This is a genomic window from Cytophagia bacterium CHB2 (genome assembly GCA_030263535.1).
Lineage (GTDB): Bacteria > Zhuqueibacterota > Zhuqueibacteria > Zhuqueibacterales > Zhuqueibacteraceae > Coneutiohabitans.
Map to the genome: position 1 here is coordinate 31,705 of SZPB01000007.1, position 15,601 is coordinate 47,305.

The 15,601-nt window shown below is 52.8% G+C and carries 9 protein-coding genes; 8 read left to right on the forward strand and 1 reads right to left on the reverse strand.

Annotation, left to right across the window (positions count from 1 at the left end; all coding sequences use genetic code 11):
* Window positions 1-93 precede the first annotated feature (93 nt).
* Entirely contained in the window at window positions 94-3,099 is a 3,006-nt protein-coding gene (locus tag FBQ85_01765) for a TonB-dependent receptor (protein ID MDL1873891.1), read from the reverse strand.
* A 1,116-nt stretch (window positions 3,100-4,215) separates the two neighbouring features.
* Here FBQ85_01765 and FBQ85_01770 point away from each other — a divergent pair.
* The 8 genes from FBQ85_01770 (at window position 4,216) to FBQ85_01805 (ending at window position 15,380) form a co-directional block, all read left to right on the forward strand.
* A complete protein-coding gene (locus tag FBQ85_01770) occupies window positions 4,216-6,327 on the forward strand; it encodes a sodium:solute symporter family protein (protein ID MDL1873892.1) in 2,112 nt (703 codons plus the stop codon).
* A 261-nt stretch (window positions 6,328-6,588) separates the two neighbouring features.
* On the forward strand, window positions 6,589-7,419 hold the full coding sequence (locus FBQ85_01775; protein ID MDL1873893.1) for an aldolase: 831 nt from the start codon (window positions 6,589-6,591) through the stop codon (window positions 7,417-7,419).
* A gap of 33 nt (window positions 7,420-7,452) precedes the next feature.
* Entirely contained in the window at window positions 7,453-8,607 is a 1,155-nt protein-coding gene (locus tag FBQ85_01780; protein MDL1873894.1) for a Gfo/Idh/MocA family oxidoreductase, read from the forward strand.
* Between the two features lie 371 nt (window positions 8,608-8,978).
* Window positions 8,979-9,650 carry a D-lyxose/D-mannose family sugar isomerase gene (locus tag FBQ85_01785; protein MDL1873895.1) on the forward strand — a complete coding sequence of 224 codons (672 nt, stop codon included), beginning with the start codon at window positions 8,979-8,981 and terminating at the stop codon, window positions 9,648-9,650.
* Window positions 9,550-10,815: a DUF4432 family protein gene (locus FBQ85_01790; GenBank protein ID MDL1873896.1), complete on the forward strand. Its 1,266-nt coding sequence runs from the start codon at window positions 9,550-9,552 to the stop codon at window positions 10,813-10,815. Before FBQ85_01785 ends, FBQ85_01790 begins: the two co-directional genes overlap by 101 nt.
* Before the next feature lie 30 nt (window positions 10,816-10,845).
* Complete coding sequence (locus FBQ85_01795) at window positions 10,846-11,562, forward strand: class I SAM-dependent methyltransferase (GenBank protein MDL1873897.1); 717 nt, start codon at window positions 10,846-10,848, stop codon at window positions 11,560-11,562.
* A gap of 36 nt (window positions 11,563-11,598) precedes the next feature.
* On the forward strand, window positions 11,599-12,573 hold the full coding sequence (locus tag FBQ85_01800; GenBank protein MDL1873898.1) for a hypothetical protein: 975 nt from the start codon (window positions 11,599-11,601) through the stop codon (window positions 12,571-12,573).
* Between the two features lie 86 nt (window positions 12,574-12,659).
* On the forward strand, window positions 12,660-15,380 hold the full coding sequence (locus FBQ85_01805) for an alginate lyase family protein (GenBank protein MDL1873899.1): 2,721 nt from the start codon (window positions 12,660-12,662) through the stop codon (window positions 15,378-15,380).
* Window positions 15,381-15,601 lie beyond the last annotated feature (221 nt).

Here is a 15,601-nt window from a genome sequence, read left to right on the forward strand (position 1 = left end):
CGTCCCGAACCTTTTGCAGGCCGCCATTTTGACACGAACATCTGTCTTAACGAAGCCGCCTGCGCTCGGAAGCAGCGAGAACTACGATGACAACTAGAATGAGAAATCAATGCCAAAATACAACTCACGAGCAATGTCATACAACGGCACGCCGTCAGCAGTTGTGGGCCGGTTCAGAGTGCCAGTGGGATTTTGGTCTTTTTCCCACAAAACAGAGCTGGCAATATCAAAATTGTCCCACGTCAAGATATTGCTTTGATTGAAGATATTGCGGCCTTCCACAAACAACCGGCCAAAGCGTGTGCCGCCAAAGTTGAAGCCCTTGCTCAAACGCAGATCAGTACGATAGCTCCACGGCGAACGTTTTTGTTCGCGGCCGCGCAGATCGGTGGTGGTGTTCGTCAAGAAATACCAGAACCCGCTTTGCGCCGAACTGATACCCGTAATGTCAATCTCGTAGGGCAGGTCAACCAGGAAGGTCATGGACATGCGATGCTCGCGGTCGAAACCAGAAGCCAGCGCATTACCGCCGCCGGTGATATTGACCGGGAAGGTGTTCCATTGATAGCGGTCATCAAACGGAATTCCGTTCGCGGCATCTGCCGCAGCGGAAAAAGCATTTTTGTTGGGGGAGATGCTGGAGGCATTTGCCGCACCTTTGATATAACTGAAGGCATAGCTAAACCGGCCGGACAACCATCCCGAAGGCCGTTTTTCCAGTGTTAGCTCAATGCCGCGCGCATCGGCATAGCCGAAGCTGGTCACGTAGGTGTAGGAGCCGAAACCCTGGCCGGCGGCTGGATTGATAGAATAGCCCGTCGTGCCATAGTTGCTGATGTCGCGATAGTAGGCCGTGGCGTCCATGCGGAAATCCGGCAAGAACGACCACTGCACGCCGATTTCATAAGCCGTCGCCGTGGGCGGATCCAAAGTCACATCTTGCACATAGGGCAAGGAGGGATTCGAGAAATTGCCGTAGTTCTCGAAGATCAAGCTAAACGACGGCGGGGAGAAGAAACGGCCCCACGAATAGTGCATCGCCGCATTGTCCGAGATCGGGTGTGAAATACCGAGGCGCGGGCCGAAGAACCACTTGGTGGGCACATTGGCCGAGCGCAATTGCGTGCGTTGAATCGCGCCGCTGGGCAACGTGTCGGAACGCGACACATTGAAGAAGTCGCCAAATTGTTCCGCGCCCGTGTCAAAGCCGTCAATGCGCACGCCGGCATTGATGATGATGCCCTGATATTCAATGCGATCTTGCGCATATAAGGCAAATTCCTGGGGATTCAACTTATATGAGGTTTCCTCAAATGGGAAGTTTCTGTCGAAGGTCTTGATGACCTGGGTGCGCTGTTGAAAATCTTCCACGGAATGGCGGCGATACAAAAAGCCGGCTTTCAACTGATGATTGAAATTGATCTGGCTGGTGAGATCACCCTTGAGCTGAATCGCATTGCGCTTGAGTTCTTCATAATAGAAGCCGGGCTGGCCAAAGCGATATTGCCCGGAGCTGAACGGCACATCATGATAGCGCTCGTTGCCGGGGTCGCCGGTGAAGAAGGTGCGTTGCGTGCCGATCACACCGCTGCCGCCAACGCCGAGGTACTTTTCGGATTGTTCTTTGGTCGTCAGCTTGAGAAACTCGCCGTCTTCGCCTTGTTCGATTCTGCCATTGCCATCATCATCGGAGTAGCCAAAACGCGAGGTGCGGCCGATGTAGCTGGCGCGGACATCAAAGAAGGTTTTGGGCGAAATGCTGTTGGTCCAGGCCAGATAGCTGACCAGTCCCAGTTTCTCGTTTTGCGGATTGCCCACCGGGAAGAATTTGAAACGGCTGCTGAAGGTACGATTCTTCCAGCCGCCCAGAATGCCGCCGTCATTAAGAATGACATTGGCCGTCAATTTTTGGGTGTTGGTGAGGTTGTAGTTCAACTTCAACGAGGAGTTGATTTCGCGGGTGAACTCGTTGGTGAAACGGCCGTGCGAATTGAGCACGCGGCTGCTGAAATAGAAATTGCCCTTTTCAGTCAACGGGCCGCCCAGGGAAAGCTCGCCGTCCATCGTCGGGTCTTCACCGTAGCCAAACGTCGATTTCGAGTTCTCGTCGAAAGCCATCAATCTGGCGCGCGCGCTATCCGACGCGGTTTTATTGTTCAACAGGGATTGGCGGTCGTTCTGAAAGCGCGCTAGATCATTGTAAACGCCCGGGCCGGCATGATTCAGCCCGCCGGCGCTGCTGCGAAAAAAGACCTTACCGGAAAGCTTGCGGCCGCCATCGCGCGTGGCGATATTGATGATACCGGCAGAAGCCGCATCGTATTCTGCATTAAATGTTCCAGCCAATACCGCCAACTCGGAAACTGTTTCAGGGTTCACGTTGACGACATTGGTTTCACTACCTTCCGAACGCCGCGTGGAGGTGTATAGCTGATAGACGCCATCGCCGGTACCGCCGGAGAAATAGGTATCGGAGATATTGATGCCATCGACCAGGGTGCGGGATTCATACTTGCGGCCGCCGCGAATGTAACCACGGAAGGTGCTGGCCGTGGTTTCCACAACTTCGGCGATGCTGGAGGTGGGAAGAGTATTATTCAACTCGTTGGCGCTGATGCTGGCGCGAGAGGCGGTCAGCGTGCGGTCAACCAGTGCACGTTCGGCCACCACCGTGACTTCTTCACCAGCAACCACGGTTTGGGTGAGCGTCACATCGATTGGCGTGGTCACATCCAACCGCACAGCCACGTTGTTGATCACTTTGGTTTCATAACCGATGTACGTCACGCGAACGCTGTAAACGCCCGGGGGCACATTTAAAATGAAGTAATTGCCATCGGCGTCACTGCTGGCACCCAAAATGGTGCCAACCACCGTCAAGTTTGCTCCCGGAAGTGGCGCACCGGTTTGAGCGTCTTTGACCGTGCCGGCAATTTTTCCCAAGGCCGCAAATGCATTGGTTGCGGCCAATAGAGTAAGAGCTATCAGCAAAGCGCCAACACCTCTTCTCGATACTCGATGTTGCATAACAACCCTCCGTGTTAGGACAGGAGATAGAGAATTTAACCTCAGTCTTTTTGACTCACATAACTGCATCAAAACACAGCGAAACAATTATATCGGGAGACTCACCTCCTTCACCTTGTTTGTAAACGCTTTAATTTTAGGTTAATCAAAAGTGAACGTTGGCGGTCATTCATCTTGAAATTCTGTCGAAACTGTTCGTCAAGAGGCATGCAGCATTAAGCTCAAGGTTTCAGGAAGTTTGAGATTTTCTAATGCTGATTACTAAACATGGCACATTAGGACAGTGCCCGGAGCGCCGTTTTCACAAAGCCTGAAAGATTGTGAATGAACGAAGAGGGCAAGGAACGAAATCGTGCTATGAACCGTTTTGTCATTATAATTTTTTTTCGACTAAAACCAGTTCAACCGCCTTTTTGAGGAGAGTATAAAGCCCGTCATCAACCATTAATAAGATTTAAACGATGAACGCGCGTTACACTATGTTATTATGGAGCATCAGAGGGAAATCAGCCAAACGTGTAATAATCAATCATTTTTGCGGCCAATATCTTTGCAACCGCTGCTAAAAAAATTGGCCTTTTTGGCGCATGGGGTTTGGCCGGATTTGGGGAATTTTAGAAATTTACGTTGCCGGTGTGAAACAAGCGCTGCGGCGTTGTTGGCGGCTGCCGGAGTCCAGCCCGGCTCAAATCGGAGGCGCGCCGCGCAGCTTTTAACCGCCCGCACAGGAAGGTATCTCAGTTTTGCGGGCAAAAAGCTTTCGGAACACTATGCAAAAATCCCATCGAAGAGTCAAGCGGATAAGGTTTGACATTCAAATTCGGCAAGACTCAGCCGCGGCTTGACCATCCAGAGACGACACACGGCAAAACCAACCAGGGTTTCCGGTTTTCATAATCACATTCCATTCGAGAGTAGCAGGAACGTGCTTTCGAATGCCAAGAAAATTCGCCTGAAGCGCAATGAAATTTGCGTGCGCGCCATTAAATTGTTAAGGCTTGATTCATACCGGTTCTTTATCGTACACTATTTTTCAACGTGCGCGCTTCAGGAATTCCGTTTCCCCTCTGCGCAGGACTCTGGCAAAAGGCCAGACAAGCGCTGTGTGATTGCCAGACGATTCGACCGTGCTCACCGCTCATAACCAAGGGCAAGCCACTCAGCCCCCTTCACCCCTCGGAGGATAGAATGCACATTATCGGCATGCATATCTTGGACGTTGCTATCATCATTTCGTATTTCGTGATCATGATTTGGATTGGCAAACGCCTGCAGGAACGCATGCGAACGACCGAGGAATACTTCATCGGCGGCCGGCGGATGGGAAGGCTCTATCAATTCTTCCTGAACTTTGGCGCTTCCACCGACGCCAGCCAGGCCGCGGCTCTCTCGCGCGAAATTTACCGCCAGGGCATTGCCGGCATGTGGATTCAATACCTGGTTTTGTTCCTGACCCCGTTCTACTGGTTCACCTCGATGCTGTTTCGCCGCGCCCGCCTCATCACCATCGGCGATTTTTTCACGGAACGCTTCGAAAGCAAATTTTTGGGCGGCGCCTTTGCGGTGTTCACGATTGTCATGGCCTTGTTCGGCACGGCCGTCGGCTATCTTGTCTCTGCCAAGACCTTCATGGCGCTTACCCCCAAACCGGCGCATGAGTTTACCGTCGAAGAGAAACTGCGCGTCGAATCCTATCACGAGTTCAATCAACTGCGGGGCTTGTATCTCGACGGGCGTTTGCCCGACGAGCAAAAGACGCGCTATCAAGAATTGCGTAACATGGATAGTCAGGGTAAACTCGGCGCGTTTGTATCGTATGTCGATCCGGTGTATTTCTACTTTTTGTATGGCAGTATTGTGTGCATTTATGTATTGCTGGGCGGCTTTACCGCTGCGGCCATGACCGACGTGGTGCAAGGCGTGCTCATGATCATATTTTCCTGCATTCTCATTCCATTTGGCATTTATAAAATTGGAGGATTCTCCGGCCTGCACGCCGCTGTGCCGGAACACATGTTTTGGCTGTTCGGAACCGAAGCGTTGAGTGAGTATGCCTGGTACACCATTGCCGCCATGTCATTTGCCAATCTTGTCTCCATCGTGGCCGTGGGCACCGGTATGCAGGTCATGGGGTCTGCTACAAACGAGAAGACTGCGCGTTTTGGCATCATTGGCGGCATGATGTTCAAGCGCGTGATGATGATTTTCTGGGCGCTGGCCGGCTTGCTGGCCATTGGGTTGTACGCGGGACAACTGAACGATCCCGACTTGATTTGGGGCTACATGACAAAACAATTGCTCGGCCCCGGTTTTATCGGCATTATGATGATCGGTGTGCTTGCCGCCAATATGTCCTCGCTCGACGTGCAATCCGTTTCGCTGGCAGCATTATTCGTGCATCAGGTTTACAAGCCGCTGTTTCCGCACAAATCTGAGGAGCATTATTTGTTCGTGAGCCGCATCATCATTTTTCTTACGATTTTTGGTGGCATCGGCATGGCGCTTTACGTCAAGAACTTGTTGGAACTGTTCAAATATTTCATCAGCATGCCTGCCATTTTTGGCGCGGCAATTTGGCTGGGATTCATGTGGCGCCGCCTGAGCAAAACCGCGGTAACGATTCAAATCTTCGTCTCGTTTCTCATCATCGTGATCATTCCCAATGTGTTTAGCTCGTGGGACGCGACACGCAGCTATGCGCCCTTTCTCAAACAAACGCAGGAACGCCAAATCGTGGTCGAAACCAAGGCGCTGCGCGCAGATGTGGAAGCCGGCCTGGCACAGCACGCAGGCGAACGCATCACCAAAACGCGGATGGTTCCGCCCTATCCCCTGTTCTTCGATCGCATCACGCGCGAAGACCCCGCCGACCCCAATTCACGCCTGCTCGGGGTGGGCCGCTTCAACGCGGAATTGTGGGTGTTGAGCTGGTTCGGCATCAATTTTTCCGGCTTCAACAAGGCGCAGCTTGAAGCCACACGCTTTGCTTTTGATGCGATTTTCCCGCTTTTATGTTTGATTGTGCTGAGCTATTTCAGCAAGCCGGCCAGCCGCAAAACGCTGGATTACTTTTTTGCCAAAGTGCACACCCCCATCCAACCCACGCCTGAAGAAGATCAGCGCAAGGTGGAGGAGAATGCCGCGCACATGCATCATTTCGAGTCGCGCAAGCTGTTCCCCAAAACCCACTGGGAGCTGCACAAACCGATGAAAATGGATTATATCGGTTTCTTCGGCACGTGGGCTTTGGTTGCACTAATCATTTTATTGCTGTGGTTTGTCGTTAATATCGGTGCGTAACCACGGGTTTACGCGCTCATGCCTTATCACATTAATTCAGCCGATCGGCCAATCGTGTCATTCCAAGAGAATCCTGTGAAGTGCTTGAAGCCGTACTGGAATCCTCACGAGGTTTGCGTGCGAATGCATTTTCATATGATTCAGCCGAGCACGCAATCCTGTCATTCCGACAGAATCTTGTGAAGGCCTTGAGGGCGTGCTGGAATCTTCACAAAATCCTTTCAGGATGACAGATCGGGACAAAACAAAAATGGAAAACCTATGCAAAAAAAATTTCGCCTCCACCGCCTCTTCGGCAAAACCGGCAAATGCCTGGATGTTGCCCTCGATCACGGCTTTTTCAATGAAGTGAGTTTCTTGAGCGGCATCGAAAATATTGAAAAAGCCATTCATGCCCTTGCCGCCGCACAACCCGATGCCATTCAACTCACTGTCGGCCAGGCGGAAATTCTGCAAAGCATTCCCGGCAAAGACAAGCCGGCGCTGGTGCTGCGCACCGACATCGCGAACTGCTACAATGCCAAAGTGCATGAAGTCTTGTTCAGTTGTGTGATTGCCGACGCCGTCGAGCAGGCGCTGGTGCTGGATGCTGCGTGCGTGGTGGTGAATCTGCTGATCCTGCCGAACCAGCCCGATCTGCACCGCCAGTGTGTTGAAAACGTCTCCCGCTTGAAGCCGATTTGCGAGCGCTACGGCATGCCGCTGATGGTGGAGCCGCTGGTGATGCGCCCCAATGAAGAAAAGGGCGGCTATCAAGTTGATGGCGATCTTAACAAAATCCTGCCGCTGGTGCGCCAGGCTTGCGAATTGGGCGCGGACATTATCAAAGCTGATCCCTGCGACGAGGTGAGCCAGTATCACCGCGTCATTGAAATTGCCGGGCGGCCGGTGCTGCCGCGCGGCGGAGGCAAAGCCAGCGAACGCGAGGTTCTGCAGAGAACGTATGAACTCATGCAGCAGGGCGCGAGCGGCATTGTGTACGGCCGCAACATCATTCAACACGAAAAACCGGTGCACATGACGCGCGCCCTCATGGCCATCGTGCACGAAGGCGTGAATGTCGAGCAAGCTATGGCCATCATAAAAGGGTAATTTGTATTGAATGCGAAACTAGGAATAAGATTCATGGCCTCAAAACGAAAAATCCGCTTCGGCGTCATCGGCTGCGGCTTGATGGGCCGCGAGTTTGCCGTGGCCTCGGCGCGCTGGCCTGCGCTGCTGGACACGAAGGCGCAACCTGAAATCGTGGCGATTTGCGATCTCAATGAAAAACTATTTGATTGGTACACCGACAATTTTTCTTCGATCAAGCTCGCCACCACCAATTATCAAGATTTGCTTGCCTCCAAGGAGGTTGAAGTTGTTTATTGCGCAGTGCCGCATAATTTGCACGAGAAATTCTACTGCGACATCCTATCCGCCGGCAAACATTTGTTCGGCGAAAAGCCGTTCGGCATCGACCTGGCCGCGAATCAAAAAATTCTGGAGACAATTCAAGCGCATCCGCAAGTGTTCGTGCGCTGTTCCTCCGAATATCCCTTCTACCCCGGCGGCCATCAGATTCACAAATACATTCTGGAAAATCCCTGGGGCCGCATCATCGAAGTACACAGCGGCTATCTGCATTCCTCTGATTTGAATTTCAACAAGCCCATCAACTGGAAACGCATGCTGGCGTTCAACGGGGAATACGGTTGCCTGGGCGATCTCGGCATGCACGCGCTGCATCTGCCGTTGCGCGCGCGCTGGATTCCCTCACGTTTGTATGCTTCACTTTCCAAAATCGTCACACAACGCCCGGATGGCAAAGGCGGCATGGCACCGTGTGAAACCTGGGACAATGCCACGCTGCAATGCGAAGTGCGGCATCCCAGCGAAGGTTACACATTTCCCATGTCCGTCAAAACCTATCGCATTGCGCCCGGCGAAACCGATACCTGGTATATCGAAATCATCGGCACGAAATTCAGTGCGCGCTACAGCACGAAATTCACCAAGACCCTGCAGACCATGCGCTATGAAAACGGCGGGCCGCAGATTTGGCAACATGAGGATATCGGTTACACCTCCGCCCATGCCACGATAACCGGCGGGATTTTCGAATTCGGCTTTACCGATGCCATTCTGCAAATGTGGGCGGCTTTTCTGGATGAGCTGCACGAACCGAAACCCAACATGCCGTTCGGCTGCATCACCCCGGAAGAAACTTTGCAGCAGCACAAAATTTTGACGGCAGCGCTGGCCTCAAACAAAAGCGGCCAGGTGGTTACTCTGGAGTAACGATGCAATCGCTGCCAAGCGCGTCACATTAAAGACTACTTCGCACTTTCGCCCTAATTCGTATGAGTACATTGATTTGTCAGTCTGCAAGAATCTTGTGAAGTACCCGGCACTGAGCCTAAAACTTCACAAGCTCCCTGTGGGATGACAGGGCAGAAAGTGATAAATTTTTCAGCATAACAGTGCATGACTCATTTCCCCCGGAACCACCAAAACACATCAATTACCGATTTGCGATAATTTGCGTTCATTCGCAGTCAATGGATTCGCGCCAAATTTCCTCTGTGCATTATTTGTCTTGCCAACTTTATACCGATTTGGGGTTGCATGTTTAATTTTTGATTGTATGATTTGAATTGGGAAAACAGGCTATGAAACGTTCCGAAATCAACGCGCTGCAACGCGAGGCCGCCGCCTTTTTCAAACAACATCATTTTCATTTGCCGCCCTGGGCTTTCTGGTCAAAGGAAGAATGGCAAACGCACCGTCTCGACGCGCAAGAAATCATCCATAACAAACTCGGCTGGGATGTGACGGATTTCGGCTCGGGCAGATTTCACGAAATCGGGCTGCTTGTATTCACCGTGCGCAACGGCGAGCCGGGCGAGGCAAATGGCAAAGATTACTGCGAAAAAATCATGATCGCGCGCGAAGCGCAGGTGACGCCCTGGCATTTTCATTGGCACAAGATGGAAGACATCATCAATCGCGGCGGCGGCGAATTGATAATCGAAGTTTGCAATGCTGCCGCAGATGAACAACTGGCCGATTCCCCGGTTACTGTGCTGACGGACGGCATTCGCCGCACCGTGCCGGCACAAAGCAGAATCGTGTTGCAACCGGGCGAGAGCATCACCTTGCCGCCGCGCATGTACCATCAGTTTTACGCCGCTGCGGGCAAGGGTATGGTGTTGATCGGCGAAGTTTCGCGCGTAAACGACGATGCCAAGGATAATCGCTTTCTCGCACCCATCGGCCGCTTTCCCCAAATCGAAGAAGATGAACCGCCGTTGTACTATTTGTGCAATGAATATCCTGAGTGAAATAGCGAAGCCTGACTTGCGCAACGAGAGTTTTGGATTAAAAGCGGCTCACACGCAAGTCAGACTTCACCCCTTTGAGCCCATGCCCTCTCTCTTCAATAAAAACTGGACACGCGCAGAATTACTGCGTTATATCGGCGACATTCGCCAACTCGCCGAAGTGCGCTTTTGCGAGTTGATTGACGGTCCCGGCCGCGGCGTGCGCCTCGCCGAATTCAAAACCGGTTCGGGCTTTGCATTCACCGTGTTGCTCGATCGCGGCCTGGACATTCACGGGGCCAGCTACAAAGGTGTACCGCTGGCGTGGCAATCTGCGGGCGGCATTACCTCCCCCTCCTTTTACGAACCCGAAGGCACAGGCTGGCTGCGCAATTTTCACGGCGGCTGGTTGAATACTTGCGGCTTGACCAATGTTGGTTCTCCCGGCCGCGACGAATTGGGCGATTATGGCCTGCACGGCCGCGTCTCCAATTTACCTGCACAATTGCTTCGTTGCGGCGGCCGCTGGCTTGGAGAGGAATACGAGCTTTGCCTGGAAGCAGTGCTGCGTGAAACTTCTGTTTTTGGATTTAATCTGCAATTGACGCGGCGACTGACCACACGCTTGGGCGAAAGCGCGCTGCAAATTACCGATACTGTTGAAAATCTCGGTGATCGTGAAGCGCCCTTCATGCTGCTTTATCATTGCAACTTTGGTTTTCCGCTGCTGGCAGAAGGCAGCCGGCTCGTGATGAAAAGCAAAGTCTCACGCCCGCGTGACGAGGCAGCCCTGCCGGGACTCACGACACATCTCCTAATGGATTCGCCGCAAGCGGGTTATGCCGAGCAAGTTTTCTTTCACGACATGATTCCTACCAAAGACGGTTTTGTTACGATCATGCTGGTCAATGACGATCTGCAATTGGCGGGTTATGTTTCTTATCGCCAAAAAGAATTGCCCGAATTGATTCAATGGAAGCAAATGGGTTCGGGAACTTATGTTCTTGGCATTGAGCCGGCGAATTGCCTGGTCATGGGCCGCGATGCAGAACGCAAACGCGGCACCTTGCGCATGCTCGCGCCGGGAGAAACTTGCGAAACGCTGCTGCGGCTCGGCGTTGTTGAAGGGCCGCAACAGATACAACAGATGATTGCAACCATTCAAAGCAGCCCAACCCTCGCCTGATTTTTAGGATTAATCTGCAACGATTCGCTTATGCAAAAAATGTATCATGAACTGGCGGCGTGGTGGCCTTTGATTTCGCCGCTGGAAGATTACGCCGAAGAAGCCGCATTTTTTTGGCAGACGCTGGCCAGCGCCGGATTGCCGGGCTCACCCTCGCTGCTCGAATTGGGATGCGGCGGCGGCAGCAACGCTTTTTATCTCAAGAAGAATTTTGCCCGCGTAACGCTGTCCGACATGTCCCCGCAAATGTTGGCAGTGAGCCGCAGCCGCAATCCGGAATGTGAACATGTGGAGGGCGACATGCGCACACTGCGGCTGGGCCGTGAGTTCGATGCGGTTTTCATTCATGATGCCATCGATCACATGATCACCGTCGGCGATCTCCAACAAGCGATGCAGACGGCTTTCGTGCATTGTAAAGCCGGAGGCCTGGCTTTGCTCGTCCCCGATCATCTCCGCGAGACCTTTGCGCCGTCGACGAGCCACGACGGCTATGATGGCGAGGGCCGCGCCATTCGATATCTGGAATGGACGTATGATCCGGACGAAGCGGATACGTTCTATTATACCGATTTTGCCTATCTGCTGCGCGACGGCGATCGCCCCGTACAGATCGTTTATGATCAACATATCTGCGGGCTTTTCCCGCGCGCCGAGTGGCTGCGTTTATTGAGTGAAACAGGCTTCACGCCAGAGATTATTCGCGATTCCTATGGCCGCGATCTGTTCCTGGCGCGGAAACCATAATGTGTATTGTGGCAATAAACAAATCACGGCAAGCTCATGACCATTCGCAATCTCGACTATGAATGCTATCTCGATGCCGTCAACAGTCAGCGCGAGTATCAAGAAGATTGGATTAAAACGGGCTATGTCCCGCGCGGTTTTTATCTCAAAGATTTTTGTTTGATCGAAAACGAAGGCATCTATCATCTCTTTCACATTGCCGGTGTGCCCAATGTGAGTTGTTGCCTGCCGGGAAATGAAATTTGGTTCGGACACGCGACGACGAAGAATTTTCAAACCTGGCAAACATATGAGCCTTGTTTTTATATTGATCCCCACGGCTGGGACAACGGCCATGTGTTTGCGCCGTTCGTGATAGCAGCAAACGACGCCTATTGGATGTTTTATACCGGCGTGACACTAGAAAACACGCAACGTATTGGCATCGCCACTTCAAAAGACTTGTTTACCTGGGAACGCGTGGGGCAGCAGCCGGTGATTCGTCCGGAAGAATACGATTGGGCTTTTTGTCCCACGGAAAAAGGCGCAGCATGCCGCGATCCGCACGTGATCAAACATCACGATGAGTATTGGCTCTATTACACCGCAGTGACGCGAACCGGCAAGGCCTGCATCGCGCGCGCGGTTTCAAAAAACCTTATTGACTGGCAGGATCGCGGCCCGGCATACATTGAAAAAGATCTGACGCATCCCGAATCGTGTAACGTGCAAGAGTTGCACGGCAAATACTTGCTCTTCTTTGGTGGGCATATCGAGCACTGGTCGTATGTGATTTCCGACGATCCCGCGCATTGGCTCGAACAACAGCCCCGGCCAATTGGCAAGGGCCTCACCGCTATGGAAGTCGTTAAACGCAACGACGATCGCTGGCTGGTGGCCTATTTCAAAATGGGCGTCGGACACAACTCGGACGGGTTTCGTCTGTTTCTCGGCGTCATCAACTGGGCGGCTGATGCCCCAGTCATCCAAGAAATTTTCAACGCCGGTCAATTGCGTGAGTTTGGATTTTAACGATTACCAGTGGCGTTTTATGATTTTTCATGCGTATTTTCGGGATCATCATATGAATTCGCAGCGCCAGGCTCAATTCTACCGGGATGTTTAGATATTTTCGCGCGAACAAACCTTGCAAAGGACACCTCATGCGGCTTCTACATTTTCAAAAAACGTCGTGGTTACTGCTTCTTCTCCTCCTCACTTTCGGATCACTCATGGCCCAATCTTCCCATCCGCGCCTGTTGGCCGATGCCAAAGACGTCGCACAGGCAAAGCGCTGGTATCAGCAACACACTTGGTATCGCAAGCTCATCGATCAAAATCAGGCTGAAATCGACCGCTTTCTCAAGCGCCGTCCCATTTACGTTTCGCCGATCAAGCAAACATATCAATATAAAATGTACACGTGTCCCAAGCATGACGTGGAGTTGAAATACGAACTCTTTCGGCCGCACGATCACCGCTGTTCGGCCGACACCACCGAAGTGCATCGTGGGGAAAAATTTGACTCCGCCTGGTCGGGCTGGTACAATCGCAAACTCGCAGGCTACCTGGTGTGGATGGGGACGCTGTATCAATTGCACGGCGAGGAGAAGTACGCCGAGGCTGGCCGCGAGATGCTCATGCAGTTCGCCGATATATATTTGAAGAATCCTACCACCAACACCATTCTCGGTCCGGCGCATCTTTTTTTCGGCACGCTTTCGGAATCCTTTTGGGGCGTGGACATGGCGTACGGTTATGACCTGATTTACAACTATAAAGGCTTCACGCACGCTGATCACCAAAAACTCAAAGACAAACTCTTTTATCCGCTCGCCAAGATCACCCAGCAATTTCCGGAATCCGCCTCCAATCGCCAACTGTGGTACAACAACGTTTCTGCGGCGGTCGGCTTTTTGTACAACGATCCCGAGCTGATCGACTTTGCCATCAAGGGGCAATACGGTTTTGATTGGCAACTCGGCTCGGCGCTGCCGGAAAGCGGATTCTATGCCGAAGGCCCGGGGTATCATTATGTTGCGTTGCACGGCATGATTCATCTCGCGGAAATGGCGCGGCACAACGGCATCAATTTGTATCAACGCAAAATCGCCGGGCGCACGATGAAAAAAATGTTCGACGTGCCCTTTGAATTGATCAAACCGAATTATGAATTCCCGCGCATCAAAGACAGCGGCGGCGGCAATATTCTCGAATATGCCCCGTTTTATGAAATCGGCTATGCGCTCTACAAAGAGCCAAAGTATCTTGCGCTGCTTCATCTCACCGAAGTCAAACGCGGCACACAAGTGGTCGGAGAGGATTCCGGTTTGGGCAGCAAGCGTGCGCCCATCAGCCTGTTCAATCTCGTGCCGGACCTGCCCTTTCCCAAAGATACCACCAGCATTTATCCGGAACAGAGCTTTGATCTCAAGGGCAACGGCTTTGCGATTTTGCGCAACGGCGATGGGCGCGAGCGCCGTTATCTTTATCTCGATTACGGCATCATGGGCGGCGAGCACGGCCATCCCGATCGTTTACAAATGGGTTATTATGCCCTCGGCGATAATTGGATTCTCGATCCGCTGAACGAATCTTACTTCAATCCCAATTTGCAGCTTTGGTACCGCCAGAGCATCGCGCACAACACCGTGGTGTTAAATCAAACCTCGCAGACGTGGACGAACGGCTATGGCAAATTTTTCGGCGCACTGCCGGGTTTGCAAGTGGCCTCGGGCGGCAGCGTCACCGCATATGGCGGAGCCAAACTCACGCGCACGCTGCTGCAGGTGGGAGATTACTTCATCGATCTCTTTGATGTTGCATGCCCGGAAAAACGCATCATGGATTGGCCGCTTCATAGTTTCGGGAAATTGACTCTCTCTGGCATCGATTTAAAAAAACAGCCCCTGGATTTGTTCGGCCATCCGCCCGGCATCCCCGGCTATGATCAATTCGAAGAAATCTATGCGGGGAAAACCGGAGAGGCGTGGCGCGGGAATTTTGTGTTGCCGGACGGCAGAGGCATGCAGGTGCAGGCCATCGGCGAGCCGGGCACCGAAGTCTTTCAAGCGATGGCGCCGCCCATCGGCGGCTCCTATAAACAGATGGCCCGCGATCAAAAGCCCGTGCCCATGCTCATGAGCCGCCGCGTCACAGACGTCACGCGCTTTGCGCATTTGATTCAAGCGTATGCGCAGACGCCAAGCGTCGCCGCTTTTGAGAAAGATGCCGCTCCCAACACCTATCGCGTGCGCCGCGAGACCGGCGAGGATGTTTTATATGCGGACGTCGAACAATCGCGCTACTCGCTGTTGCGCCGGGAAAACGGCAAGCCCGTGCTGCTCGCCGGCTTCAATCTGAAAGAGATGGAATCGGAAAGCACGATGCTGTTTTCTGCAACACTTCCTCTCGAACAATTTGAATGCGCGTGGCAGGGCGAAAAGCTTTCCGTCACCGCGCCGATTCGTTTTGGCCGATTGAGAATTTGGGCGCCGGAAACAAAAACGTTGGAATTGAACGGCAATCCGGGGCAATTCAGAAGAGAAGGCGATTTCATCGTCATCCGGCAGCGTGAAGGCATCGCGTTTGTGGTCGAAGATTCCACGTTGTTTTTGGGCATGCCGAATCAACTCACCGTGCGCGTGATGAATCCCACCGGCAGCGCAGTTTCCGGCCGCGTCGCATCCGGTAGTCCCAGCCAGCGCCGGAACGTTCTTCGTACCGGCATTCAGCGGAATCTGGTTGATATCGGAGTCGCGGTCCAGGTCCCTGCTCCTCGATCCGACATAGGCGACGCTCACGATATTGTTTCCCGGCAATTCGCGTTCAATCGTTAAATTGAACTGATGGATTTTCGGGCGTATGCCCTCCATCGGAAACGCCCGGAAGCCGGTGGGACCCAGAAGTCCGGTACGCGGAGTTGTATATCCCTGGATGTCGAAAACCGTTGGCGCTTGTCCGTACGGCGGCGGACCATAGGCGAGGACAGCGCCGGGGGACCGGCTGAATCCTGTATCGGTGAATATCCCATAGCCGCCCCGGATCACCAGCTTGTGTG

Bases quoted from the DNA above. Each gene is read 5' to 3' on its own strand.
- FBQ85_01780 (MDL1873894.1), top strand. From the start codon at position 7,453: ATGGCCTCAAAACGAAAAATCCGCTTCGGCGTCATCGGCTGCGGCTTG.
- FBQ85_01770 (MDL1873892.1), top strand. From the start codon at position 4,216: ATGCACATTATCGGCATGCATATCTTGGACGTTGCTATCATCATTTCG.
- FBQ85_01800 (MDL1873898.1), top strand. From the start codon at position 11,599: ATGACCATTCGCAATCTCGACTATGAATGCTATCTCGATGCCGTCAAC.
- FBQ85_01805 (MDL1873899.1), top strand. From the start codon at position 12,660: ATGTTTAGATATTTTCGCGCGAACAAACCTTGCAAAGGACACCTCATG.
- FBQ85_01775 (MDL1873893.1), top strand. From the start codon at position 6,589: ATGCAAAAAAAATTTCGCCTCCACCGCCTCTTCGGCAAAACCGGCAAA.
- FBQ85_01795 (MDL1873897.1), top strand. From the start codon at position 10,846: ATGCAAAAAATGTATCATGAACTGGCGGCGTGGTGGCCTTTGATTTCG.
- FBQ85_01790 (MDL1873896.1), top strand. From the start codon at position 9,550: ATGCCAAGGATAATCGCTTTCTCGCACCCATCGGCCGCTTTCCCCAAA.
- FBQ85_01785 (MDL1873895.1), top strand. From the start codon at position 8,979: ATGAAACGTTCCGAAATCAACGCGCTGCAACGCGAGGCCGCCGCCTTT.